This is a genomic window from Chryseobacterium sp., from assembly GCF_022869225.1.
Taxonomy (GTDB): domain Bacteria; phylum Bacteroidota; class Bacteroidia; order Flavobacteriales; family Weeksellaceae; genus Chryseobacterium.
This window is the reverse complement of the sequence record NZ_JALIHL010000001.1, coordinates 3,173,548-3,198,747: the sequence shown is the minus strand read 5'-3', so window position 1 is coordinate 3,198,747 and position 25,200 is coordinate 3,173,548. Positions and strand designations below refer to the sequence as shown.

At 37.1% G+C, this 25,200-nt stretch carries 19 protein-coding genes and 3 tRNA genes; 10 read left to right on the top strand and 12 right to left on the bottom strand.

The features are described 5' to 3' along the window. Positions 1-98 precede the first annotated feature (98 nt). A complete protein-coding gene (panC, locus tag MUW56_RS14995; RefSeq protein ID WP_292013932.1) occupies positions 99-947 on the top strand; it encodes a pantoate--beta-alanine ligase in 849 nt (282 codons plus the stop codon). A gap of 251 nt (positions 948-1,198) precedes the next feature. Here panC and MUW56_RS14990 read toward each other — a convergent pair. The 3 genes from MUW56_RS14990 to MUW56_RS14980 form a co-directional block, all read right to left on the bottom strand. Further along, positions 1,199-1,271, bottom strand: a tRNA-Lys gene (locus tag MUW56_RS14990). Between the two features lie 57 nt (positions 1,272-1,328). Next, positions 1,329-1,411 (bottom strand) — tRNA-Leu (locus MUW56_RS14985). Between the two features lie 36 nt (positions 1,412-1,447). After that, positions 1,448-1,520: transfer RNA gene (locus tag MUW56_RS14980), tRNA-Lys, on the bottom strand. 115 nt (positions 1,521-1,635) lie between these two features. Here MUW56_RS14980 and MUW56_RS14975 point away from each other — a divergent pair. Beyond that, positions 1,636-2,151, top strand: coding sequence for a shikimate kinase (locus tag MUW56_RS14975; RefSeq protein WP_292013931.1), 516 nt, complete (start codon positions 1,636-1,638; stop codon positions 2,149-2,151). Between the two features lie 12 nt (positions 2,152-2,163). On the opposite strand, the gene MUW56_RS14970 is transcribed toward MUW56_RS14975, so the two are convergent. After that, the gene (locus tag MUW56_RS14970; protein ID WP_292013930.1) at positions 2,164-2,598 is read right to left on the bottom strand and encodes an RNA-binding S4 domain-containing protein; all 435 of its coding nucleotides are present in this window, start codon (positions 2,596-2,598) and stop codon (positions 2,164-2,166) included. A 55-nt stretch (positions 2,599-2,653) separates the two neighbouring features. On the opposite strand from MUW56_RS14970, the gene MUW56_RS14965 reads away from it, so the two are divergent. Beyond that, entirely contained in the window at positions 2,654-3,403 is a 750-nt protein-coding gene (locus tag MUW56_RS14965; protein WP_292013929.1) for a hypothetical protein, read from the top strand. A 61-nt stretch (positions 3,404-3,464) separates the two neighbouring features. On the opposite strand, the gene MUW56_RS14960 is transcribed toward MUW56_RS14965, so the two are convergent. From MUW56_RS14960 to MUW56_RS14940, 5 genes are all read right to left on the bottom strand, one after another. Continuing rightward, a complete protein-coding gene (locus MUW56_RS14960) occupies positions 3,465-4,982 on the bottom strand; it encodes an FMN-binding glutamate synthase family protein (protein ID WP_292013928.1) in 1,518 nt (505 codons plus the stop codon). 52 nt (positions 4,983-5,034) lie between these two features. Continuing rightward, a complete protein-coding gene (gene mtaB, locus MUW56_RS14955; RefSeq protein WP_292013927.1) occupies positions 5,035-6,381 on the bottom strand; it encodes a tRNA (N(6)-L-threonylcarbamoyladenosine(37)-C(2))-methylthiotransferase MtaB in 1,347 nt (448 codons plus the stop codon). A gap of 66 nt (positions 6,382-6,447) precedes the next feature. Then, positions 6,448-7,038: a DUF1572 family protein gene (locus tag MUW56_RS14950; RefSeq protein ID WP_292013926.1), complete on the bottom strand. Its 591-nt coding sequence runs from the start codon at positions 7,036-7,038 to the stop codon at positions 6,448-6,450. Between the two features lie 91 nt (positions 7,039-7,129). Then, complete coding sequence (locus tag MUW56_RS14945; protein WP_292013925.1) at positions 7,130-9,235, bottom strand: T9SS type B sorting domain-containing protein; 2,106 nt, start codon at positions 9,233-9,235, stop codon at positions 7,130-7,132. Between the two features lie 147 nt (positions 9,236-9,382). Beyond that, the gene (locus MUW56_RS14940; RefSeq protein ID WP_292013924.1) at positions 9,383-10,024 is read right to left on the bottom strand and encodes a hypothetical protein; all 642 of its coding nucleotides are present in this window, start codon (positions 10,022-10,024) and stop codon (positions 9,383-9,385) included. A gap of 358 nt (positions 10,025-10,382) precedes the next feature. Between MUW56_RS14940 and glgP the strand changes: the two genes are divergently transcribed. Continuing rightward, the gene (glgP, locus tag MUW56_RS14935; protein ID WP_292013923.1) at positions 10,383-12,047 is read left to right on the top strand and encodes an alpha-glucan family phosphorylase; all 1,665 of its coding nucleotides are present in this window, start codon (positions 10,383-10,385) and stop codon (positions 12,045-12,047) included. Positions 12,048-12,196: 149 nt separating this feature from the next. On the opposite strand, the gene MUW56_RS14930 is transcribed toward glgP, so the two are convergent. Continuing rightward, complete coding sequence (locus MUW56_RS14930; RefSeq protein WP_292013922.1) at positions 12,197-12,388, bottom strand: DUF6496 domain-containing protein; 192 nt, start codon at positions 12,386-12,388, stop codon at positions 12,197-12,199. Between the two features lie 8 nt (positions 12,389-12,396). Next, positions 12,397-12,870 carry a hypothetical protein gene (locus MUW56_RS14925; protein ID WP_292013921.1) on the bottom strand — a complete coding sequence of 158 codons (474 nt, stop codon included), beginning with the start codon at positions 12,868-12,870 and terminating at the stop codon, positions 12,397-12,399. 120 nt (positions 12,871-12,990) lie between these two features. Between MUW56_RS14925 and MUW56_RS14920 the strand changes: the two genes are divergently transcribed. Then, entirely contained in the window at positions 12,991-15,120 is a 2,130-nt protein-coding gene (locus MUW56_RS14920; RefSeq protein ID WP_292013920.1) for a S9 family peptidase, read from the top strand. Between the two features lie 1,130 nt (positions 15,121-16,250). Here MUW56_RS14920 and MUW56_RS14915 read toward each other — a convergent pair. After that, the gene (locus tag MUW56_RS14915) at positions 16,251-16,463 is read right to left on the bottom strand and encodes a hypothetical protein (protein ID WP_292013919.1); all 213 of its coding nucleotides are present in this window, start codon (positions 16,461-16,463) and stop codon (positions 16,251-16,253) included. 282 nt (positions 16,464-16,745) lie between these two features. On the opposite strand from MUW56_RS14915, the gene MUW56_RS14910 reads away from it, so the two are divergent. The 5 genes from MUW56_RS14910 to recG all read left to right on the top strand — a co-directional run bounded on the left by MUW56_RS14910 (position 16,746) and on the right by recG (position 24,850). Next, positions 16,746-18,401, top strand: a complete 1,656-nt coding sequence (locus tag MUW56_RS14910) for a peptide MFS transporter (protein WP_292013918.1) — start codon at positions 16,746-16,748, stop codon at positions 18,399-18,401. Positions 18,402-18,533: 132 nt separating this feature from the next. Beyond that, on the top strand, positions 18,534-20,246 hold the full coding sequence (locus MUW56_RS14905; protein WP_292013917.1) for a peptide MFS transporter: 1,713 nt from the start codon (positions 18,534-18,536) through the stop codon (positions 20,244-20,246). 317 nt (positions 20,247-20,563) lie between these two features. Beyond that, the gene (locus MUW56_RS14900; RefSeq protein WP_292013916.1) at positions 20,564-22,075 is read left to right on the top strand and encodes a peptide MFS transporter; all 1,512 of its coding nucleotides are present in this window, start codon (positions 20,564-20,566) and stop codon (positions 22,073-22,075) included. 41 nt (positions 22,076-22,116) lie between these two features. Next, positions 22,117-22,650 (top strand): thioredoxin family protein, encoded by a 534-nt coding sequence (locus MUW56_RS14895; RefSeq protein ID WP_292013915.1) that lies wholly within the window; start codon positions 22,117-22,119, stop codon positions 22,648-22,650. Positions 22,651-22,765: 115 nt separating this feature from the next. After that, positions 22,766-24,850, top strand: coding sequence for an ATP-dependent DNA helicase RecG (recG, locus tag MUW56_RS14890; protein WP_292013914.1), 2,085 nt, complete (start codon positions 22,766-22,768; stop codon positions 24,848-24,850). Positions 24,851-25,200 lie beyond the last annotated feature (350 nt).

The following is a 25,200-nucleotide window of genomic DNA, read 5'->3' as shown; positions in this document are numbered from 1 at the left end:
TTAACATTTTTTTACGAAAATTCCCTTTTTCAAATTATTAAAAACACACTTTATTATACGATATTTTTACTATTTTTGAATTAGTATTAAAATAAACTATGGAAGTTATAAAAAACAGGAAAGTCCTTCAGGATTTCATTGAAAGACAGAAAGAAATGGGAAAAAGAATTGGCTTTGCCCCCACCATGGGAGCCCTTCATAAAGGCCATCTTTCTCTATATGAAGAGGCAAGAAAGGAGAATGATCTTGTTATTTCTTCAATTTTTGTAAATCCAACTCAATTCAACAACCCGGAGGACCTTGCCAAGTATCCAAGAGATGTGAACAGGGATATTTTAATCCTGGAAAACTCCGGCCTTGTAGATGCCGTTTACATCCCTGAAATAACTGATATCTATCCTGAAAAAGCAGAAAGCAAACATTATGATTTTGATGGACTGGAAAATGAAATGGAAGGAAAATCAAGACCCGGACATTTTGACGGTGTAGGAACCGTTGTAGAAGAGCTTTTCAGACAAGTTCAGCCGGACAATGCCTATTTCGGTGAAAAAGACTTTCAACAACTGGCCATAATCAAAAAAATGGTTGAAAAGAAGCACCTTCCGGTAAAGATCACAGGAGTTTCTATTTACAGGGCAGAAAACGGGCTCGCATTAAGTTCCAGAAATCAAAGGCTTCATGACAGCCGAAAAGAAGCCTCTACAGTCATTTATCAAACCCTTAAAAAAGTAAACGACTGGTTCAGAACGGTTACCGTCCCTGAAATTAAGGAAAGGGTAACCGATATTTTTGACGACCAGCAGGGAATGAAACTGGAGTACTTCCTGATCGCTGATGAAGAAACGTTAAAAGAGACCGATTTTTTCTACAAAGACAGAAATTTCAGAGCCTTCATCGTAGTTGAAGTCGATGGGGTAAGATTGATAGACAATATGCATCTGGATTAGTTACAATGCATTTTAAAGTAAAAGACAAACTCTGGTTATAGTAATCAGAGTTTTTTTTAGAATCAGCTGCAAAGTTGAGACCACGGATTGAAAGTATTAAAATGAACACCACTGTATTTTATCGCAAAGCTTTTACTTCCGTCATCAGCTAAGAAGAGAATATAAAAAATCAAAGGCCTCCTGAAGGAAGCCTTTGAAACACCAAATCACAAAATATTAATATGAAAAAAATTTACTTTTCAGTAAACTTGTGACCCGGCTGGGATTCGAACCCAGGACCCATACATTAAAAGTGTATTGCTCTACCAGCTGAGCTACCGAGTCGGCCACAATTAAAAATGAATTAGATATCCATTAGTAATTATTAATTTTTCTTTGCAGTGCCTGCGACTGGACTCGAACCAGCACATCCTTAGGAAACCACCCCCTCAAGATGGCGTGTCTACCAATTTCACCACGCAGGCAATAAAATTACAACATTCAAGTAATTTTCTTGCTAGTGACCCGGCTGGGATTCGAACCCAGGACCCATACATTAAAAGTGTATTGCTCTACCAGCTGAGCTACCGAGTCGGTCACTTACTCATCAAGTTTTCATTTAAGTAATGTCCCTTGTTTTAAGTGGTGCAAAGATATGACTTTTTTCTTTATCTCAAAACTTTTTCGCAAATTTGTTTAAAAAAAATTCATGGTAATTTCACTCATCGGATACATGGGGAGCGGCAAATCTCACATTTCCAAAATATTAAGCGAAAAAATAAATTTTAAACTGATTGACCTCGATAAAGAGATTTCCAGAAGAAATAAATTAACCATTCCCGAGATCTTCGAGAAAAAAGGGGAAATTCATTTTAGAAAGTTAGAACGGGAGGCTTTGGAAGAAATACTGGCTTCTGAAGAAAACGTAGTTGTAAGCCTTGGCGGAGGAACTCCCGTTTATTATAACAATATGGAGATCATCAATCACAACTCTAAAAGTGTATTTTTAAGAACCTCTGTGGGAACACTCGCAGAAAGGCTTTCCAAACAAAAAGAAAAAAGACCCTTAATTGCTAATATAAAGGATGAAGACCTTCCTGAGTTTATTGCCAAGCACCTTTTTGAAAGAAATCAATTCTACAGTAAGGCACAGTTCAGTGTAGGTACTGATGCCAGAGAACCGGAAGATATTGTCAACGAAATAATAGAAAAGCTCTATCTCTAGAGCTTTTTTATATTAATCTTCTTCTGTCTCATCACCGGTTTCCCCGAAAAAGTCATCCCAATCGGTAAAATCTGAAGCGATATCGTTACCTACATATTCATCCATTTCTCTCCGGTCCTTTTTCGTAGGTCTTCCCTCCCCCTTATTTCGGTAATAATCCTGGGACAGTTTACGAAGCTTCAGTAATTCATACTGTTCCTTATCCGTTACATCCTGTATATGAAGGGGCACAAGCTTTGCTCCTATCCTGCTTTTAGGGATTTGGATCACCTTTATTTTATAATCAATCTGATTCTTTCTGATCTTAATGACATCCCCTTCTTTTACCTCCTTTGATGATTTTACGGCAGACGTCCCGATCGAAACTCTGTTCTTTTTAATCTCCTCTGCTGCAATACTTCTGGTTTTATAAAAACGAATGCTCCATAAAAATTTATCTATTCTCATATTTTTTTATACTTTTGCCGTTATATTATTTGTAAAGTAATTAAAGTTTTTTGAAATGAAAAAAATATTTTTATATATCCTTGCGGGATCTCTGTGTTTTACGGCCTGTAAAAAAGATGATGTAGTAGACACTATTAATGAGCCCGAAGATATTAATGTCCAGAACAGCTATGATGATCAGGCTATTAAAAAATTCATGAATGAAAATTATCTGGATACACAGGGAAATATAAAAGCCTTCAGCAGTACAGATACCAGCGATGATAATGAAAAAAAATTATCTGAACTTCCTCATGAGACCCTGCCTTCAGGTACTGTTTTTATTACAAGACCTAATGCACAGCCTTCTCCTGGAAAACCGATCGCAGCAACAGACAGTATCCGTATTATGATGAACGTTCAAACTTATGTAGCCAATGACAACGCGGGAACGGTAACATTTGGTTCCGCTTCTGCAATGACCAATTACAACAGCATCAACGAAACAGGGAATCCCATTATAGATCCTAAATTCTTTTACATTAGAAAAGATGATAAGCTGATTACAAACGCCACTACAGATGCGGCAAAGCAGCAAAATTATTATATGATTGAAGGTTTTAATGAAGCTTTGCAGAAGTTCAACGCTTTTGATAAGGCTGATTCTGAAGGATACAATCTGCAGGGTGTGATCATTGTACCATCCAGAGCTGCTTTTGCAAGGGATGCCCACTATAATTACAGTGGTTATTCTTTCAGAAATAGAAGTTTTGTTTTCAATTTCCAGGTATACAAAACAACGACAAGGCCCAATTTAAAATTGTAAAAAAAAAAAAAAAAACCGCAATATTCGTATTGCGGTTTTTTTTACTTTTTAAAACGGAATTTTAAAATCTAGCTTTCTGTTTTACATTTCCTAAAATATCCGGGAAGTAAAGATCCGCCAGGTGATCAAATTCATCTCCTCTCATAAACATTGTAGCATCTACTTCTTGGTAAGAACTTCTTCCTGCAGCAGCAATCAGCTCATTACAAGTGTGAAGTGTATTTTTATGGAAGTGGTATACTCTTTCGCTTTTATCCGTTACATCAAGTCCTTTGATCAGCATTTTATCCTGGGTTGCAACTCCTGTAGGGCAGTTGTTGGAATTACATCTTAACGCCTGAATACAACCTAAAGAGAACATAAATCCTCTTGCATTGTTACACATATCCGCTCCCATCGCAATAGCTCTTAAAATATCCAAGCTGGTAAGGACTTTACCACTTGCAATTACTCTTAATTTCGTTCTTAAGTTATAATTGTTAAGGGTTCTGTTGACAAATATCAAAGCAGGTTCCAAAGGCATTCCCACCCCATCTGAAAATTCCGGCGGCGCAGCTCCTGTTCCTCCTTCTGCTCCGTCAATGGTAATAAAGTCCGGATAGATCTTCAGGACATTCATCTGCACGCAGATATCTTCAAATTCTTTGGTATCTCCGATACAAAGCTTAAACCCAACAGGTTTTCCTCCAGAAAGCTCTCTCAGTTCCTGTACAAACCTCAACAATCCGGCGGCGTCAGAAAAAGAAGTATGTGATGGTGGAGAGATCACTGTCATTCCAGGAGTGACGTGACGGATTGCTGCAATTTCCGGAGTATTTTTCACTCCCGGAAGTACACCTCCATGACCTGGCTTTGCTCCTTGTGATAATTTGATCTCAATCATTTTCACATTAGGCAGCGTGGAATATTTTGTGAATAGCTCAGGATTAAATTTTCCTTCCTCATCCCTGCAGCCAAAATAACCGGTACCAATCTGCCAGCATAAATCTCCTCCTTCCAAATGATAAGGTGAAATTCCTCCTTCACCTGTATTGTGGTAAAAATTCCCCTTTTTGGCCCCTCTGTTTAAAGAAATCTGAGCTCTGTCACTTAATGCACCGAAACTCATGGCTGAAATATTGAATAATGAAGCATGGTAAGGCTGTGTACACTGCTCTCCTCCTACCCAGACTCTCGGGAGCTCTTCCGAAGGTGACTTTGCATAAATAGAATGCTTGATACCTTCATATTTTCTATGATTAACTTCCAGCTGCGTACCAAAAGCAACCGTGTCACTTAAGTTCTTGGCACGTCTGTATACTGCAGAACGCTGATTTCTTGGAAATGGTTTGCCGTCTGTCTCCCGCTCAATAAAATACTGCTGCATTTCCGGGGAAATACTTTCAAAAAAGTACCTGAAATATCCCAAAACAGGAAAGTTCCTCAGAATAGCATGTTTAGACTGGTATGCATTGTAAACACCCAATGCATAGATCGCGGACAGCAGGATGGGTATCCAATAGTGCGCTCTGATTAGTAACGCTACAATCCACGTAGCAGCTACTAATACAATTCCCCAAGATAAAAACTTATCTCTCATGAATGTAGTATTTAAAGTTAAAAATAAATTTAGTAGAAATTTTGCAAAGAGCCTATGCTTTTGCTAAAAAATTTTGGTAGGAAGATTGCACAGAAACTGTGCCATCTGACAGGATTTTTTCTAAATTTAGAAATTCTATTTGATTGACAGAAGCAGGATCAAAGTCTTTCTGGACTCTCACATAGTTTTCTGTGAAGCCAAACATTTTTCCGTCTTTATTTTCATGCTCCCAAAGTACAGGAAGTGTTTTTCCTAACTGAGTCTGATAAAAAGCCATTTTTTTCTTTTCAGAAAGGATTCTGAGCATTTTATTACGCTTTTTTCTTTCAGCCACCGGAACAACTCCCTCCATGGCAGCGGCTTCCGTATTCTCTCTTTCCGAATAAGTAAATACATGAAGGTAAGTGATGGGAAGCTCATTAAGGAAATGATAGGTTTCCATAAATCGTTCTTCTGTTTCACCCGGGAATCCTACAATAACATCCACACCAATAGCCGCATCAGGCATGACCTCGCGGATCTTGTTTACTCTGTCATTATAGAGTTTAGTCAAATAACGACGCTTCATTTTTTTCAATAAATCATCGCTTCCCGACTGTAAAGGAATATGGAAATGCGGAACAAAGCTTCTGCTTTTAGAAACCAGTTCTATGCTTTCATCTTTTAAAAGGTTGGGTTCAATAGACGAAATACGGATTCTTTCTATTCCTTCCACTTTATCAAGTTCAGAAATCAGATCTAAGAAGGTGTGTTCATGTCTTTTATTTCCGAACTCTCCTTTTCCGTAGTCTCCGATATTTACCCCTGTAAGAACGATTTCCTTGATATCTTTTGCTGCGATTTCAGTCGCATTTCTAAGAACATTCTCGATGGTGTCTGAACGTGAAATTCCTCTTGCTAAAGGAATGGTACAGTAAGTACATTTATAATCACAGCCATCCTGTACCTTAAGGAAAGCTCTGGTTCTGTCACCTATTGAATAGCTTCCGATAAAAAAGTCAGTTTCTTCGATTTCACATGAATGAACAATACCTTCATTCTCTGTTTTCTCAAGATCGTCAAGGTAACTAAGAATATTGAATTTTTCTTTCGCTCCCAATACAAGATCTACTCCGTCAATCTGTGAAATCTCTTCCGGCTTCAACTGTGCGTAACATCCTACAATAACCACCAGTCCTTCAGGATTGGCTTTCATCGCTCTCTTTACGTGAAGTTTGCATTCACGGTCAGCGTTTTCTGTTACAGAACAGGTATTGATGACATATACATCTGCTTTATCATCAAAACTTACCTTATCATACCCTGCATCTGTTAATTGACGGGCAATAGTAGACGTTTCTGCAAAGTTTAATTTGCAGCCCAGTGTATGGTACGCGGCAGTTCTGTGAAAAGTAGACATTTGTTACTTCTGAATTTTATGGGTGCAAAGATAGTAATTTTAATAAGAACTCAAGATTGATTCAATCTATTGCTTGTATTCATCCCGCACTTCAGTACTATTCTGGAAACAGACAGGTGACGAATTGGGGGCTTGTTCTTCCCCTGAAAATTTCTTTTTCATCTCATTATTAAAGTCCTGAGATTTATTTCTGGCAATGGAAAGTGTTTTCCAATCTTCATTTTTTATCATTTTAGCGATATAAACAATCTGTCCGATATGATATGGATAATGTGCCAATTGTCTTAAAACAGCATCAATAAAAGCATGACTTTCTCCTCTTATATAGATGGTGGTATAAAGATTATCATCATTGATCTGGTTCAAAGCCTCAAAGAAACATTTCCAGCCTTTTTCCCAATAGTCCAATACTTCTTCTTTTGTCTTAAAATCATTGTTGAACTCTCCATCACGGTGACGCCAGGATTTTTCACCGTCTTCCGTTAAAAAATTAGTCCATCTCGAAAGCATATTTCCGGCAATATGCTTGGCTACTACCGCAATAGAGTTACTTTCCCCGTTGTACTGCCAAAACATCTGTTCCTCGGACAGCTGGCCAAATGATTGATCGCCGAGAGATTTATAATACTCAAACCGTTTAATAAAAAGCTCTTTCATGTTTTCTCATTTTGATAACGAATGTAAAACTTTTAAATAACAAAACCACCTCCTATGAAGTGGTTTTGTCTATGTAGGCTATTTATTATTTTTACTCTCTGTTTTTAACCAAAACCCACCCGGAAAATTTGACCGGCGTGTTTTTTTTATCATTTTCACTCCAGGTTACAGAATACCAGTACGTCCCTGTCGGCGCCCGTTTTCCTCCTTCTGTTCCATCCCATTTATAACCATTGGTTCTATCTGCCCTGAAAATTCTATTTCCGTATCTGTCAAAGACATCCATGACCAGGTTCTGTTTGCCTGCCAGCGCAGAATAATCTATCATATCATTGATACCGTCTCCATTGGGGGTTATGACATTCACTAAATTAGGAACAATCACTCCGATCTCAATAGGATCACAGTCATAAGCATCTTTCACAAACACTTTGTGATCTCCTCTTGAAACACTATTGAAAATATTGGAATCCTGCCAGCTGACATTATCCATGGAATATTGATACGGAGGATTTCCACCCGTTACAGATATGGTGACCGTATTATTGGTAATTTCTATATTTGAAACAACAGGCTGATCTGACGGATATACCTTTACAGTCTGCAAAGTCGTACAGTCTCCGGTTTTAAGTTTCACCCAATACGTTCCTATGCCAGCATTACTGATCGTCTGAGTAGTCGCTCCTGTACTCCATTCATAACTTTTGAAACCGGGACCGGCATCTAAAGTAGTGGTATCTTCAGCACAGATGATTTTATCTTTAAGAATCTCGGAAGAGACCGGCGGAATCACCACCAATGTAATCTTAGCGATCATGTAGCATCCTTGGGCATTGTAGACCCTTACGTATACTACCCCATTCGGTGCAATATAGGGGTTGGAAGTAGGAATTTCATTCGTTTGATTGATGGCATCAGTGAGCGACGGATAATATTTCTTTCCGGTTCCTGCTTGTGTGGTTACACTCGCTTCTGTCAGGTTAAAGGATGCCGTAGCAGGATTAGTTTCAATAAAGCATGACCTGATGATAGCATCATTCACTACAATTGCCGGATAAAATTTCAAAGTGATCTGCGCTATTGTGCTGCACCCGAACTCAGATGTTATTTTCACATAAATGATTCCCTCAGCAGATACAAATGCCATCGGCGTAGTAATCTCATTGATTCCGGCATTGAGATCAGCCATAGAATGATAATATTTCTTAGTAGCATTAAGATTTCCAATTACATCCGCAGAGGTAAGATCAAACAATGCTGTACCTGCATTATTATTGTTACATGCCAGTAATGTAACATTTTTAGCTTTAATAGACCCATCTTTAAATTTAAACTTCCCGATTTGCTTACATTTATTAAGCGGATTATTAGGATTTGCTGCGTCGGTATAACTAATGCTATAGTAAAAGACAGTGGTTGTATTGACTACTCTTGGTACAGTAATAGGATTAGCCCCGGTCAGCGCATCATTCTGACTTATATGGTAGCTCACACTAAAATTCTGATTTCCATTAAGTATTCCGGCCGACAAAATAGAAAAATCAAACAATTCGGTACCCGAACATATAACAACTTCTCTTGGGTCAGCAGGGTTTGCAGGGGCAATACCAGGAGGGATAAATGGATAAGTTTGAATAGTAGGGTCAGTAAATGGAGACGCCAGTGTTGCTGTTCCTCCCCAGGTCAAAGAAAATGGAGCTGTTGTAGAACTGGTACTGCCCACCCAGTTGTCAATAAATAAATAATACGTTTGTCCTGGTAAAACATCCAGATATTTACAATAGGGTGTTGAAGAACCTCCCACAGCATTTATAACGGTACTTGTCATATTTAATCCTGTAGAGGGTCCTACCCCAATTACTGTTGCCGCGTTGCAACGGATTGGGGCTCCTAAACTTCCGCAGGTAACATTCGGTCCAAAGATGGCCCAGTCGTAATCTGCATCCGGATTATTCGGAACCAGGTCAAAAGTAAGCGTTCCTCCTGTGGCAATCGTAATTTTATACCAAATCGAATTATGCTCACCTGTCGGATCTAAACAAGTTCCTGAATTGACCAGTTCCTTAATGTTACCATATCCTGTCGGGCTGTAGGTGATATCTGAATTTCCACAAACTGCCAATGCCGTGGCACAATCCGCCTGCGAATAAAAAGTTTGGGATATGCCAAAAAGAATAAAAAGTAAAAGTTTCCTCATAGATATATGTTTTTAGTTAAACCAGTGGCTAATCGGATTGAAAACAAACCTTATCAAATATACCTATAATTTAATAACAAACAACAGAATTCAAAATATTTTGAATTATATTAATTTAAAACACATAATCTTTAAATATACCGTATTTTATTTTATACTTGTGATATTCCCGCAAAGATTTTCCAGATGGAAGATTTTATGGAAAGGGCTTTTCACTTCTTTCAAATGCTCTTTATCCTGGATAAAAGTATATCTTGAAGCAATAGAATTCATATCAGAAACAATAATCAGCCAGCATTCATCTACAGAAGTGTCATAATAAGGGAATTTTTCATTTTTCTTTTCAATGAGTTCCAGGATTTTTTCCGAACAGAGTTCATCAAAAAGATTCATGCTGTATTCATGCGTGATAAAGACATTTCTCCGGTGAAAAGATTTTCTGATCCTTTTGACACATCCTATTGCTTTGCTTTTCTTAATGCTTTTGTAAATATTGATAATATTTTCCTCCTGTTGTTCCAGACTATCAAACCTCACATCAGGATGGAATTCTAAAAAATAAACACCACGATATTTCGTAGTGTCTTCATGTTCCAGTAATATTTCTGCCTGACGGAACATCTTGTTCAAAGTACTTTCCAGCTTTTTCATTTCCAAATGATTGATCACTTCCGTGAGTTCTATGCCAATTTTTTTGCCGTTTAATTTTGCAATAAAGTCAGGACTTTCACAAGTGAAATTTTCAAATTTCACTTCAGGGAAGTGGTGCATAAAAGAGTTCAGAAGCAATATCTCGGACTTCTTTCTGTATTTTTCACGGTCATGGAGCGGAGATTCATCTATGGTACGGTGGTACTTTTCTATGGGCTTTTTTTCAAATGCCTGTTCAGGTAATATAAACTTAGATTCTTAATTAGATCTTCATCAGAAAACGTCTTTTTCATGTGTGATTTTTTATTTAATTAAAGAACACATGCAGCAATGGGCTTTCATCATTAAAAGTTTTTGATAATCAAAAATTTACACTCTTAAAGATAAGTAAAAAAACAATTCAATATTTACTTTTATATTTAATTTATCAAATAATTAATGTAAAGTTTATTTCTATAATTAATACCTTTGCTCCTTCTAACACAAACCAGTATTTATGGATTTTAGGAATTTCAAGACCCCTTACAGCATCAATCCCCAATATTCAAAAAAAACCGCCTATTTTTCAATGGAGTTTGCCCTTGAACAGGTGTTAAAAATATACTCAGGAGGACTTGGCTTTTTAGCAGGCTCCCATATGAGAAGTGCCTATAATCTGAAACAGGACCTGATCGGAATTGGTATTCTTTGGAAATTCGGATATTATGACCAGGCAAGAAATCATGATCAAACATTACAACCCGTATGGACAAGAAAAATGTACAGTTTTCTTGAAGACACAGGCATTAAATTTCAGATTGAAATCCACAGTGCTCCGGTATGGGTAAAAGTATGGTATCTGGATCCTGAAATTTTCAATACGGCACCCATGTTTTTCCTTTCTACAGATGTTCCGGAAAATGATCACGTCTCCAAAACGATCTGCCATAAGTTATACGATGCCAATGAATCTACGAAACTTGCCCAATACATCCTTCTGGGAAAAGGTGGGGCAAAATTACTGGATGAAATGAATATCGAGAGGGACGTTTACCATCTGAATGAAGCGCATGGACTTCCCGCAGCCTTTTATCTATTGAATAAATATAACGGAGATCTGAATAAAGTCAGGGAAAAACTGGTTTTTACCACCCACACTCCCGAAGAAGCAGGAAATGAAAAGCACAATCTCAAACTATGTTATGATATGTCCTATTTTTCCGGCTACAGCATGGAAGAGATAAAAAGCATTGAAGGTACTGATGAAGACCGTTTCAACCATTCTCTCTGTGCCTTAAAAATGGCAAGGAGAGCCAATGGAGTCTCCAGGCTTCATGGCGTTGTTTCCAGAGCAATGTGGAATAAATATCCGGGAATCTGCGAAATTACGTCCATCACCAATGCCCAGGAATTCAAATATTGGGCAGACAAACCTCTTTACAATGCCAAAGATGAAAATGATGCAACGGTTTTCGATTACCGTAAAAAACATTTAAAGAAAAAACTGTTCAGCATTGTGGCTGATCAAACGGGAAATCTATTTAATCCCAATATTTTCACCATTGTCTGGGCAAGAAGATTTGCCGGTTATAAACGCGCTGAACTTCTGTTACATGATAAAGAAAGATTCTACAGGCTCCTTAACAATCCGAAATACCCTGTACAAATCATCTGGGCAGGTAAACCCTATCCTATGGATTACTCAGCAATCTCTACTTTCAATTCTTTAGTGGAGGAAAGTAAAAATCATAAAAACATGGCTGTACTGACAGGATATGAGCTCGCTTTAAGCAAATCTTTAAAACAGGGTTCAGATCTGTGGCTGAATAACCCAAGAGTTCCAAGGGAAGCTTCAGGAACTTCAGGAATGACCGCAGCGATGAACGGCTCTGTAAATTTATCTACAGACGACGGCTGGATCCCGGAATTTGCAAAACATGGAGAAAACTCTTTTGTAGTACCCAAAGTAGATTACCTCAATATGAGTATCTACGAACAGGACAATTATGATTTAAACACAATGTATGAAATCCTTGAAAATGAAATTCTGCCAACATATTATGATCATCCGGACCGATGGAGAAAAATCCAGCACAACGCAATGAATGATGTAAAAGACCAATTCAACAGTGACAGGATGGCGGATGAATATTACAGAATCCTTTATAACGGGTCGGAATAACGGAAAGGCAAAAAGGTAAAAGGCAACCCCCGAAGAGTAGTATACCTGGCTTGTATTAGAACGCTACAACCTTTGCCATTTGCTGTCTCGCCATTTTGTTTCACCATAAAAGATGCCCGGAAAAATTTCCGGGCATCTTTTATGGTGAATTATTTACTTTTCTTTTTCTCCGGCACTTTCAGGCCTTTTTCCTTCGCTTCAGAAATACCGATGGCTACGGCTTGTTTTCTGCTTGTCACTTTTTTTCCGGAAGAAGATTTCAGTTTTCCTTCCTTAAATTCGTGCATTACCTTTCCTACTTTGTCCTGAGCTTTTTCTGAATATTTCGTTTTGCTCATCATACTATTTTTTAAGATTTTGGCAGGGCTACCCCCAGTTCATAAACACATGCATGCTTCAAATATTTTGAGCGCTCTCTTGAAGTTACCGATTCAAAATGGTCATTCTTAATCACAATGATCGGATCTTCCGTATTTTCAATTTCAAAATTAGCCAGATACCGTTCATCGGGACTGGTTTTATCATTTTTCGCTTTTATTTTCTGCAGTTCATCTGCATATTTTCTGAATCCTGGATCAGATGAATGGATAAATTTATACTCATCGCCTGCATACACATAGTAATGAAGTTTTTTTTCTATCAGACCTGCTTCATCTGTAATTTCGGGATTATCGTTTCCATCTTTGAACCCCACTTCCACTAAAGTTCCACCTTTTTTACCAGCACATTCTTCAGCGTCTTTAAAGCTTGAAAAGCCTGTATAAACAATCTGGTCGTTCAACACATAACGATTAAGTTTCTGGTTGTATGCATTCGTTTCCATAATTATTACTTGATTTGATTATTTAAAGATATTCAATTTTGTTGCCAAAAGTCTTATTTGGAAAGCTTTTTTTACACATTTTAATAAAATTATTATCTTTGAAATCCATTAAAGCTAGAAATGAAAAAACTTCTTTTAACACTTACTATTGCTGCTGCATTCCAGAATGTATCAGCACAGGAAATTACTTTAGATAAAATATATTCAGGATATTACCGTGGCAAAGGCATCGCCGGGATCACTTCCATGAAAAACGGTGAAAATTACCTGGTAATAGAGCCTACAGGAATTGCCAAATATTCCTACAAAACCTCTCAAAAAGAGGGAAATGTTGTTGACGGAAAATTTGAAAGCTATATCTTCTCTGACGACGAGTCAAAAATCCTCTTACAGGTAGGAAGCCAGCCTATTTACAGACATTCTTTCCTTGGAAAGTTTGATGTAAAGGATTTAAAATCAGGAAAGGTAACCAGTCTGAATAATGGAAAAACCGTTCAGGAACCTGCCTTTTCACCTGATGCTACGAAAGTGGCTTTTATCTCTGATAACAATTTATTCTATCAGGATCTTGCCTCAGGAAAAATTACACAGATTACTACGGACGGCAAAAAAAACTCAATCCTTAATGGTTTGGCAGACTGGGTATATGAAGAGGAATTCGGACATGCAAAACAATACGAGTGGACCAAAAATTCGGATGCTATTGTATTTGTAAAATCCGATGAAAGCCAGGTTCCGGAAATTTATATTCCAATCTATGGAAAGAACCTTTATCCTGCTGAAATGCGTTACAAATATCCAAAGGCAGGTGAGAAAAACGCGGTGGTTTCTGCACAGTTATATCGTCTTGATAGCGGAAAAACGATACCGCTGAATCTTGGATCATTTAAAAACTATTATATCCCGAACGTTCTCCAGACTGCAAAAGCCGACGAGATTGTTTTGATCACCTCTGAAAGAATTCAGAATGCTTCAGACATCTTAAAAGTGAATACTAAAAACGGAGCTGTCCAGAAATTATTTACGGAAACTGATGATAAATGGATTGACACAGACAGTCCTACTATAGAATTTTTGGATGACGATTCTTTCCTTTGGTCTTCTGAAAGAGATGGAAACCGCCATTTATATTGGTATGACAAAGATGGGAAACTTAAAAAGCAAGTGACTAAGGGAAACTGGGAAGTAACTGATTATTATGGTTTCAATCCAAAATCAAAAGAAATTTATGTTCAGACTACTGAAAAAGGAAGTATCAATAAAGTGGTTTCTAAAGTAAATATTGAAACAGGAAAATCTCAATTGATCTCCAATGCGGAAGGAAACAATTCTGCCAATTTTAGCAAAAACTATAATTATTTCATTGAAACCTCTTCTACGGCAGCAAAACCCAGCACCTATGTTTTAAAAGACGGAAATGGAAAAACAGTAAAAGAACTTCAGAACAATAATGACCAGCTACAGAAATTAAAAGCTGACAATTTTGTTGAAAAAGAGTTCATTACGATTCCTAATGCGGCAGGTGATCAGATGAATGCATGGGTCATGAAACCTAAAAACTTTGATCCTCATAAAAAATATCCATTATTCATGTTCCAATATTCCGGTCCCGGATCTCAACAGGTTGCCAATTCATGGGATAACGGCAATGCAATCTGGTTCAATCACCTTGTACAAAAAGGATACATTGTTGCTTGTGTAGACGGACGTGGAACCGGCTATAAAGGGGCCAAATACAAAAAGGTAACGTATATGAACTTAGGAAAATATGAGATTGAAGATCAGATCACCGCAGCAAAGTGGTTTGGAAACCAGTCTTATATTGATAAAAGCAGAATCGGAATGTTCGGATGGAGCTTTGGTGGCTATATGACAAGTTTAGCAATGACCAAAGGGGCAGATGTGTTCAAAATGGGAATTGCTGTTGCACCGGTAACCAACTGGAGATATTATGATTCTGTATATACGGAACGATTTATGAGAACACCTCAGGAAAATGCCGATGGATATGATAAAAATTCACCCACAGAATATGCGAATCTATTAAAAGGTAAATTCCTGTTAATCCACGGAACAGCTGATGACAATGTTCATTTCCAAAATTCTATGGAATTCTCTGAAGCTTTGATTCAACAGAAAAAACAGTTTGATTTCATGGCTTACCCGGATAAAAATCACGGAATCTATGGTGGGCAGACAAGACCACAGCTTTATCAGAAAATGACAGATTTTATTTTGCAGAATTTGTAAAAATATAAGCCAATGAAGATCCCTTTCAAAAATTTTTGAAAGGGATCTTTCGTCAATACATTCAGTAAGGATATTTTATCGCTTCATCCGGCTAGCTCTATAGGATTAATTTTTTTATGGGCATTGGCCTCAGCGGGTTTCCACTATGCCCTGTCACCGAGCCTCAGTTTTTTCCTTCAGGAATAGTCAATAAAGTTATTTTAAGAGATCCCAAAGTATTCTAAAAATTCAATTTTTAATTACCTATCAATAGATCAAGCTCAATGATATTATTCTCTTTTTTAACCTTTTCTTTTCTAAGGTTTTCAATTAATCTCATATGTTCTTGCCTTTTTGATTCCGATTCATAATATACATCTCCACTCAAAACCCATTTGTCTAAATTCTTTAGCAGGATTACTTTACGATATTCTTTATATTTAAACTTAACGAAATCGTTGAAAGTAAAATTTCTGATTTTATTTTTTTCATCAATTATATTTGGAATATAGCTGTCTTTTATTTTTTTCGTTCCTTGAAGTTGAAAACTATGAGAATTTGATGCATCTTTGATTTGTACAATTAAACCTGGTAAGCCCCTGAATTATATGGTCCATCATTAAACAGAATTTGATTGTAAACCAAGCTATCCATTTTCTTCCAGCAAAATCTAATTCCGCTTTCTGACATTCATAGCTTCCTATAATTTTTTATCAGGCTGAAAAGTACCAGTCAACTTAATGATCTATCGATAAAATAATAAATTGATAGGTAGTTGAAAATTCATCTGTTAGTATGCTCGTTTTAAAATCCGATACTTTTTATAATAATAGATCTGGTATTAATATTCTCATCCGGCATTGTCATAATTCCTTTTTTAACCACCTATACAATGGTTGAATCCGAAATCATTTTTTTCTGACTGATAAACACAGATCTATCCTTATCAATTTCTAAAACCATATTTTCATTTATGATGTTATTTTTATTAAGGGTATCAGGTATAGATGCATAGTTATAGACAAAACGATATTTCTGAGCAGAAACAAGTGAAACAAGTACAGAAAACAAAAAATAAGATATATTTGAAACTATACATATAATTAAATTTTAGAAGTAAACCCCCTAAGATGTACTTAGAGGGTTTGTTTTTAACAAGATACGGGATAAGAACCAGTAGAACATACAGGATTAGTCTTTATATAAACACAGTTACTACATGCGTCACTGTTATTAGAACAGCATTTATAGTAGCCTCCACCATTTCCACCCTCTCCATCTGTAATATTATTATCAGCCGCTTGCTCGGTACCTCCGGCAATAATTTTCAAATTCTCTCTCGAAAGTTTTTTTAAATTTCTCATAATGTTTTTTTTAATGATTCTTTATCACTATTGACCTCATCGAAACTAAAAAATGAATATCACATCAAAGAGAAATAGTTATGTATATTTTGTGCAGTTTTATTTTTGCAAATGTGTACAATGACCTCTACCTATTATACAAATTCACCGACGAATTAGCTAAGAAAAGGCTAAGTTGGAATGCAAGTTTTATATTTATTTCATTAATCGTTTGTCTAAGTATTATTTATTTTATCAATTGAAATTAAAAACCTATTTTTGGGAAATTTGAAAATTGAATATATGAAGACTAAACATCCTAAAGGGCTGCCCTATCTCTTTTTCACTGAAATGTGGGAGCGTTTCGGGTACTATCTGATTCTTGGAATCTTTGTTCTCTATGTGATTGAACCTAACGGTATAAAAGGAGGTCTTGGATTACCTGACAAAACGGCTGATGATATTTTCGGAACCTATATCGCATTGACCTATCTTACCCCTTTCATTGGTGGTTTTTTGGCAGACAGGGTGTTAGGATATATCAAGTCCATTTATCTTGGAGGTTTTTTAATGGCTGCAGGATATATAGGAATGGGGGTTTTCAAAGATTTACCTTTGTTTTACTCTTCTTTAGCTTTAATCATTATTGGAAACGGTTTCTTTAAACCAACCATTTCAACCCTATTGGGAAATCTTTATTCTGAAGAACCTTATAAAGCCAATAAGGATTCGGGCTATAATATTTTCTATATGGGAATCAATATCGGGGCATTTATCTGTAACATTATTGCTGCTTTCATGCGTAATAAATTCGGCTGGGGAGAAGCATTCATCACTGCGGGAGTCGGGATGTTGATCGGTATGGTTATTTTCACCATCGGAAGAAAACACTATATCCATGCGGCACAGATGAAGCCTGTACAGGAAGGAGATACTAAACTTTCTGAAATTTTAATCAAAGTATTCGTTCCAGCAATCGTTGCAGGGGCCATCGGTTGGTTTATTCCCAATAATATTTTCGGAAGTGACAGCACAGATGCCTTTATTTTCGCATGTATTCCTGTTATTTACTTTTATGCTTCTCTTTATTTTAAAGCTAAGCCAGAAGAGAAAGCTTCCATCGGGGCATTGCTATCAGTATTTCTGATCAGTATGTTCTTCTGGGCTGTTTTCAAACAAAATGGTACAGCATTGACAAGATGGGCGAATTATTATACGGACAGAAGCGTTCCTGCTTCGTTGGAAAAGCCTTTGGAAGGGATTTTTATGGTTGACGGGAAGAGCTATGAGGATAAAGAAACCCCTGTATATGATACGCAGTTCAGATCTCAGAAGGATGAAAATGGGGACACCAGAAAAGAAATGGGAAAAGATGTTTATTTTAAAAATATTTCTCCTGAACAACGGGCTGCTCTGGAAAAGAATCCTGAAAATAAAGTATATCTATATAATACGGAATTATTCCAGTCTATCAATCCATTTTGGGTAATCGCTCTCACACCGGTTATTGTAGGTTTTTGGGCATTGCTAAGAAGGAAAGGAAAAGAACCTTTAACGCCTACTAAAATCGTTCTGGGACTATTTATTTCAGGACTGTCCTGCCTTGTCATGGTATTAGCCGTAATGGCAGGAGACAATGGTGCTGTAAAAGTTTCTCCTTTATGGCTGGTGGCAAGTTACGGAGTTATTACTATTGGAGAATTATGTCTTTCTCCGATGGGTCTTTCCTTCGTTTCGAAATTATCTCCTGCAAGAATTACAGCGTTAATGATGGGAGGATTCTTCCTGGCTAACTCTGTAGGAAATAAGCTTTCAGGTATCCTGGCAAGTACATGGTACAATTACGAAAACAAGACCAATTATTTCCTGGTTAACTTTGGTTTGTTAATATTTGCTACACTTTTAGGCCTTTCCATGTTAAAAAGATTAAACAAAATTATGAGGGAAAAAGGACACTAATCCTTAGTATTATAAAGAATATCAAGCTGCGGAACGGTTCCGCAGCTTTTTTATTTAAAAATAAAATTAAAACCTTGCCAAAAACCTAAAATAAACTATATTTGTCAGTCTTAACAAAAATTAACAATAGAAATGGATAATATTGAAGCATTAAGTCCGAAACCGGATGAATTTGTAGAGAATAAGGGTTCCAGACATCCAAAAGGATTATGGGTTCTTTTCGGAACTGAAATGTGGGAGCGTTTCAACTTTTATGGCATGAGAGCATTGCTTACCTTGTTTATGGTAAACTCGCTCTTAATGAAGGAGGCAGATGCGTCAATTATTTATGGTGGTTTCTTAGCACTTTGTTATCTAACCCCGATGTTGGGAGGTTTTATTGCCGACAGATTCTTAGGAAACAGATACTGTATCCTTGTTGGCGGTACTTTAATGGCTATCGGTCAGTTTTTACTGTTCATCAGTGCCAGTACTTTTGGTTCCAGCTTAGGAAGTGCAACCATGATCATGTGGGTTGCCTTGGGAATCATTATTTTCGGTAATGGTTTCTTCAAACCCAACATTTCTTCAATGGTGGGAAGCCTTTATCCAAAACAGGAAAAATCAAAACTGGATTCAGCATTTACGATTTTCTATATGGGGATCAATCTTGGAGCATTCCTGGGCCAGTTGATCTGTCCATTGATCGGAGATGTAAAATCAACGGAAGGAATCAGAGATATCCATGCTTTCAAATGGGGATTCCTTGCAGCTTCTATTGCTATGATGGTAGGTACTCTTACGTTCCTGGTTCTTAAAAACAAATATGTTGTCACTCCAACGGGTAGACCTATCGGAGGACTTCCAAAAAACAATACTGCTGAAGACTTTGAAGAGGGAGAAGCTCAATCTGCTAAATTCTCTGGAAAATCAATTGGTATTGCTGTTGTTTTATTTGCCATACTGGGATCTTTTTTCCACTTTGCTGTTGGGCAGAACATCATCTATTCCCTTGTGTATGCAAGTGGTATTTCATTAGCGTTTTTAATCATGTCTGATTCCTCTCTTACTAAAATTGAAAGAGACAGAATCTGGGTAATCTATATTGTTTCATTCTTCGTTATCTTCTTTTGGGCAGCATTTGAACAGGCGGGTTCGTCTCTTACATTTATTGCTGATAACCAGACTGACAGACATTTCTTCGGATGGAATATGCCTCCTTCAATGGTTCAGATCTTCAACGGGATCTTCGTTGTAGCGTTAGCTGTACCATTCAGTATCCTTTGGGATAAATTGAGAAACAAAGGAAAAGAGCCGGTATCTCCATTCAAACAGGCAATGGGATTGGCTTTGATCGCTCTTTCTTATTTCATCATCGCGCACAACGTAAAGGACCTTGGAAGCCACGGGCTTTTAGCAGTTAAATGGTTAATCTTATTATATTTCATCCAGACTTGTGGTGAGCTTTGTTTATCTCCAATCGGGCTTTCATTGGTAGGAAAACTGGCACCGAAAAGATTTGCTTCTTTACTGTACGGGGTATTCTTTATTGCGAATGCTGCAGGATACGCTTTAGCAGGAACATTGGGTTCTATCTTACCTGCAACAGGGGATAAATTTGAAGCAGCTCAAAAAATTGGTGTAAGCCTTCAGGATGTTTTGGATAAAAAAGTAACACTGACAGCTGATCAGGTTGCTGCTTTTGAAAAAGCCCAGTTACCATTACACAATCCTACTTTTGCAGGATTTGAAATCCACAACTTATTTGAATTCTTTATGGTATTCGTAGTACTTTGTGGTATTGCTTCTGTAATTTTAGCTTTAATCTCTCCTATCTTAAAGAAAATGATGCATGGTGTCAACTAATGCATGAACAAAATATGAATAAAACCTCTGCTAAGTCAGAGGTTTTTTTTATTTTCGTATGATGGAAATTTCCGATGATTCTTTATTCCAGTCCGTAAAGGAAATTATTAGGCAATCGCGCGAAAATGTCTTAAAGGATCCTTATATCTTTGAGTTCCCGGGTTTAAAAGCCGATAAACAATTCTCTGAAAAAGAAATGGAAATATCTGCTTTACCTGCCAAAAGAAGAAGAATGAAAACAAATCATCGACCGGGACAGAATCTGTTTTGAACTGGATCAGGAAGATAAAAACCCTAATTAAACTAATCATATCATTATGAGCTTAACTTTAGATGAAATACAAAATTTCAAAGGAAAATACCCTAGGCAAATCTGGAGTCTGTTTTTCTCTGAAATGTGGGAACGCTTCTGTTTCTACGGAATGCGCGGAATGCTGGTTTTCTTTATGATCTCACAGCTCAACTTCCATGAAAAAGAAGCGAACCTTCAATATGGAGCTACCCAGGCTTTCGTTTATGCCTTTACTTTCGTAGGCGGCCTTTTTGCAGATAAAATTTTAGGATTCAGGAAATCACTGTTTTGGGGTGGACTTCTGATGATTGTCGGAAGTTTGATCCTCGCCACCGATCCCCATCAATACTTTTTCTTAGGAATTGCATTTACTGTAGTGGGAACAGGGTTCTTCAAACCTAATATTTCATCAATGGTCGGACAGCTCTATAAACCTAATGATTCGAGAGCTGATGCAGGATTCTCACTTTTCTATGCAGGAATTAATCTTGGAGCATTATTGGGGGGTTACTTATGTATCGCCATCGGCAAAGGAGAATTTCTAAGTCACCTTATTCCAGAAGAAATGAGATGGCATATCGCTTTTGGACTGGCATCAGTAGTAATGGTCATCAGTTTGATCAATTTTATATTTACTCAAAGAAGGCTGGGAACAATCGGGCTTCAGCCCGGACACCCTTTAGCAGAAACAAAATCAGCTCCTATTCCGAAATGGAAAGAATATGGAGTTTATATTTTGTCTCTGATCTTTGTCCCGATTATTATGACCATGGTGGCCAAAACAGAATATACAGATTATTTCATGTGGACCATTGGACCATTGACATTAATTTACTTATTCTACGAAATGACTAAAGTAACCCCCTCCGAACGTAAAAAACTTTGGGCCGCTTTAGTATTCATCATATTTTCAATATTGTTCTGGGGAATTTATGAACAAAGCGGAGGCTCTCTGAGTATTTTCGCAGCTAAAAACCTGAATAAAGACCTGTTTGGTTTAGATCCTAACGGTGTCAACAATTCAGGAGGTGCCTTTTTTATTATTTTCCTGGCCCCTCTTATCGGGCTTCTCTGGATTTGGCTCAACAAAAGAAAAATTGAACCAAATACCCTGATTAAATTTGGTCTGGGATTTATCTTCTTAGGATTAGGATATTATGTTCTATTTGCAACACGTCTATTTGCTGACCTTCAAGGGATAACTTCTCTTAACTTCTTCACACTGGCCCTGTTGATTATCACTCTCGGAGAATTGTGTTTATCTCCAATCGGGTTATCGATCATGACCAAACTTTCTACAAAGAACCTTCAGGGAATGATGATGGGAATGTGGTTTCTGGCTTCAGCCTATGGCCAGTATGTAGCTGGAATTATAGGAGCTGGCCTTGCAACAGCAAAAGAAGGCTCTACCAACTATGATGCTTTGATCACTTATACTGATGGATATAAACAATTGGGTTTGTATGCAGTAATTGCCGGAGTGGTATTAATTTTGATATCTCCGTATGTGAAAAAATTAATGCAGGATGTAAAATAAAAAATAGGTAATTATGCTTATTTTTACACAAATATCACATTATGAAGAAAATTTTAAGCATAATACTCTTATTTTTATTAAATTTTAGTTTTGCACAGATAAAATGGATGACCATTGAAGAAGCTTTAAAAGCTCAAAAAGAACAGCCCAAAAAAATTCTTATTGATTTTTATGCAGACTGGTGCGGGCCGTGTAAGATTATGGATAAGAAGACTTATGGACACACTATAATTTCTCAAATTTTAAATGAGAACTATTATCCTGTAAAGTTTAATGCTGAAGAAAAAAACAATATTGAAATCTTTGGAAGAACATTTTCAAATCCTAATACAACCCATAAAAAAGGAAAAAATTCCTTGCACGAGTTTACTCAATATATGAATGTAGGCGCTGTCCCAAGCACTGTTTTCCTTGATGAACACGGTGATCCGATCACCATTTTACAGGGAGAATTATCCGCAAAGGAACTGGAGCCTTATCTGGAGCTGATCTCGAAAGATGTATTTAAAAAGATCCGGACCAGAGAACAATGGGAAGACTACCAAAAAAAATTCAAATCTAAAATCAAAGAATAATATCAATGAAAGGCTTTCAGGATCTGAAAGCCTTTTTTACATAAAAATTCTAATATTTATGGGAGAAAAATTTTAAATTTCAGCTATTTTACCGAAATTAGGGCTCGTTTTTTAAATGACTTTAGATACCTCCATAGAATACGTAAAAGGAATAGGTCCGGAAAGAGCCAAACTCATCAAAAATGTGTTGGGACTTTCTACCGTAGAAGATCTTCTTAACTTCTACCCTATCCGCTATTTGGATAAAAGCAAGATTTACACCGTATCTCAGCTTGAGGAAAGTAATCTTGACGTACAGCTCAAGGGAAAGATCACCCAGATACAGGAAATTCAAACAGGAAAGACCAAAAGACTTTCTGCCAAGTTCAATGATCACACCGGCAGTATGGACCTGGTATGGTTTCAGTATTCAAAATGGCTGAAAGAACAACTTCCGATCGATCGTGAAGTGTATATTTTTGGGAAAATCAATGTTTTCAACCGGCAGTTCTCGATGCCCCATCCGGAAATAGAAGCTGAAGAAAATAAAGAAAATGACACCCGCCTGAAACCCATTTATCCAAGCTCAGAAAAACTCACGAAGAGAGGGCTGGGCCAAAAATTTTTTCAAAATGTTTTAAGAAATATCTGTAAAGAAATTCCGAATCTTATTGTAGAAAATTTTCCGGAATACCTGATGAAAACTTTCAGGTTGATCTCCAGGCAACATGCTTTTCTGAATATTCACTTTCCAAAGGATATGGAACATTTTGACAAAGCTGATTACAGGCTCAAATTTGAAGAATCATTCTTTTTTCAATTAGGCTATGGCCTAAAGAAACTTCATCACAAAACACAGTCATTTGGAAACCCGTTTCCTATCATAGGAGACCACTTCAATGATTTTTATCAAAACCATCTTCCTTTTGATCTCACCAATGCCCAAAAAAGAGTGTTAAAAGAAATCCGGATGGATATGAAAAGACCTATCCAGATGAACAGGCTTTTACAGGGCGATGTAGGTTCAGGAAAAACCATGGTAGGATTGTTGACCATGCTTATTGCTATGGATAATGGTTTTCAAAGCTGTATGATGGCCCCTACTGAAATCCTCGCTCAGCAGCATTATAACGGGATTAAGGAACTGCTGCAGGAAACCGATATCAATGTCAGACTTCTGACCGGTTCTACCAAAACTTCCGAAAGAAAAATTATCCATCAGGAGCTTGAAGAGGGCACCCTTTCTATTTTGGTAGGTACCCATGCTGTTTTAGAGGATAAGGTCAGGTTTAAGAATCTTGGGCTTGCGATCATTGATGAGCAGCATCGATTTGGTGTTGCACAGCGTGCCAAGCTCTGGGCAAAGAATACAATTCCGCCTCATATCCTTATTATGACCGCTACTCCTATTCCGAGGACCCTGGCGATGAGCTTCTACTCTGATCTTGATGTTTCCGTAATTGATGAAATGCCCGTTGGAAGGAAACCCATTATTACTGCCCACCGACGTGAAAAGGACAGACTGTATGTCTACAACTTCTGCAAAGACGAAATTAAAAAAGGCAGACAGGCTTATTTTGTCTATCCGCTCATTGAAGAGTCTGAAACCTTGGATTATAAAAATCTGATGGAAGGACTTGAGCATGTCATGGAGTATTTTTCAGACTACAACGTAACGATGCTGCATGGAAAAATGAAACCGGATGAAAAAGATGCAGCGATGTCTTATTTTGCTTCAGGAAAGGCTGAAATTATGGTAGCTACCACGGTTATTGAAGTAGGGGTAAATGTCCCTAACGCTTCTGTAATGGTTATTGAAAGCGCCGAAAGATTCGGGCTTTCACAGCTTCATCAGCTTAGAGGACGTGTGGGAAGAGGAGCTGAACAAAGCTACTGTATCCTGATGACATCCGATAAGTTATCCAAAGAAAGCAGAACCCGTGTCCGAACAATGACGGAGACCAATGACGGATTTAAAATTTCTGAAGTCGATATGCAGCTTCGCGGACCCGGAGATATTTTAGGGACCCAGCAAAGTGGTGTGGTAGATTTTAAAAGACTGGACCTCATTCATGATTCTGCCATTATCAAAACGACAAAAAATACGGTGGATAAGATTTTGGAAGCAGATCCTATGCTTACCAGACCGGACAATATGGCCATCAAAAATTATTACCTCAAATATTACAGAGGAAAGAATAAATGGAGTAAAATTTCATAAAAAAACCGCAGAAAGATATTTTCCTGCGGTCCCCTTATAAAACTGTTATTTAGAAGAAATTACTTTTGGTCTGCTTAAAAAATTTATTTTAATAGCCTAGGCTTAATATTTTGTGATGTGGTATGAAAATATTTATATAATTTGAAAAAAGCCCTAACTATTAAAATAAATTATAAAAAACAAAATGAATTATTTTTCCAACTTGCTTATTATAAAAACTAACTGAATTGAGATGGAGATGAGGGAATGAAACGAATAAAAATATCTCCAACTACTATTGAGTTTTCATGATTGTACCGTTTTGTTTAAAGATCTTCTATGCTTTATAATTGGAAATGAACATAATTCAT

Bases quoted from the DNA above. Each gene is read 5' to 3' on its own strand.
- panC (WP_292013932.1), top strand. From the start codon at position 99: ATGGAAGTTATAAAAAACAGGAAAGTCCTTCAGGATTTCATTGAAAGA.
- MUW56_RS14975 (WP_292013931.1), top strand. From the start codon at position 1,636: ATGGTAATTTCACTCATCGGATACATGGGGAGCGGCAAATCTCACATT.
- MUW56_RS14970 (WP_292013930.1), bottom strand. From the start codon at position 2,598: ATGAGAATAGATAAATTTTTATGGAGCATTCGTTTTTATAAAACCAGA.
- MUW56_RS14965 (WP_292013929.1), top strand. From the start codon at position 2,654: ATGAAAAAAATATTTTTATATATCCTTGCGGGATCTCTGTGTTTTACG.
- MUW56_RS14960 (WP_292013928.1), bottom strand. From the start codon at position 4,982: ATGAGAGATAAGTTTTTATCTTGGGGAATTGTATTAGTAGCTGCTACG.
- mtaB (WP_292013927.1), bottom strand. From the start codon at position 6,381: ATGTCTACTTTTCACAGAACTGCCGCGTACCATACACTGGGCTGCAAA.
- MUW56_RS14950 (WP_292013926.1), bottom strand. From the start codon at position 7,038: ATGAAAGAGCTTTTTATTAAACGGTTTGAGTATTATAAATCTCTCGGC.
- MUW56_RS14945 (WP_292013925.1), bottom strand. From the start codon at position 9,235: ATGAGGAAACTTTTACTTTTTATTCTTTTTGGCATATCCCAAACTTTT.
- glgP (WP_292013923.1), top strand. From the start codon at position 10,383: ATGGATTTTAGGAATTTCAAGACCCCTTACAGCATCAATCCCCAATAT.
- MUW56_RS14930 (WP_292013922.1), bottom strand. From the start codon at position 12,388: ATGATGAGCAAAACGAAATATTCAGAAAAAGCTCAGGACAAAGTAGGA.
- MUW56_RS14925 (WP_292013921.1), bottom strand. From the start codon at position 12,870: ATGGAAACGAATGCATACAACCAGAAACTTAATCGTTATGTGTTGAAC.
- MUW56_RS14920 (WP_292013920.1), top strand. From the start codon at position 12,991: ATGAAAAAACTTCTTTTAACACTTACTATTGCTGCTGCATTCCAGAAT.
- MUW56_RS14915 (WP_292013919.1), bottom strand. From the start codon at position 16,463: ATGAGAAATTTAAAAAAACTTTCGAGAGAGAATTTGAAAATTATTGCC.
- MUW56_RS14910 (WP_292013918.1), top strand. From the start codon at position 16,746: ATGAAGACTAAACATCCTAAAGGGCTGCCCTATCTCTTTTTCACTGAA.
- MUW56_RS14905 (WP_292013917.1), top strand. From the start codon at position 18,534: ATGGATAATATTGAAGCATTAAGTCCGAAACCGGATGAATTTGTAGAG.
- MUW56_RS14900 (WP_292013916.1), top strand. From the start codon at position 20,564: ATGAGCTTAACTTTAGATGAAATACAAAATTTCAAAGGAAAATACCCT.
- MUW56_RS14895 (WP_292013915.1), top strand. From the start codon at position 22,117: ATGAAGAAAATTTTAAGCATAATACTCTTATTTTTATTAAATTTTAGT.
- recG (WP_292013914.1), top strand. From the start codon at position 22,766: ATGACTTTAGATACCTCCATAGAATACGTAAAAGGAATAGGTCCGGAA.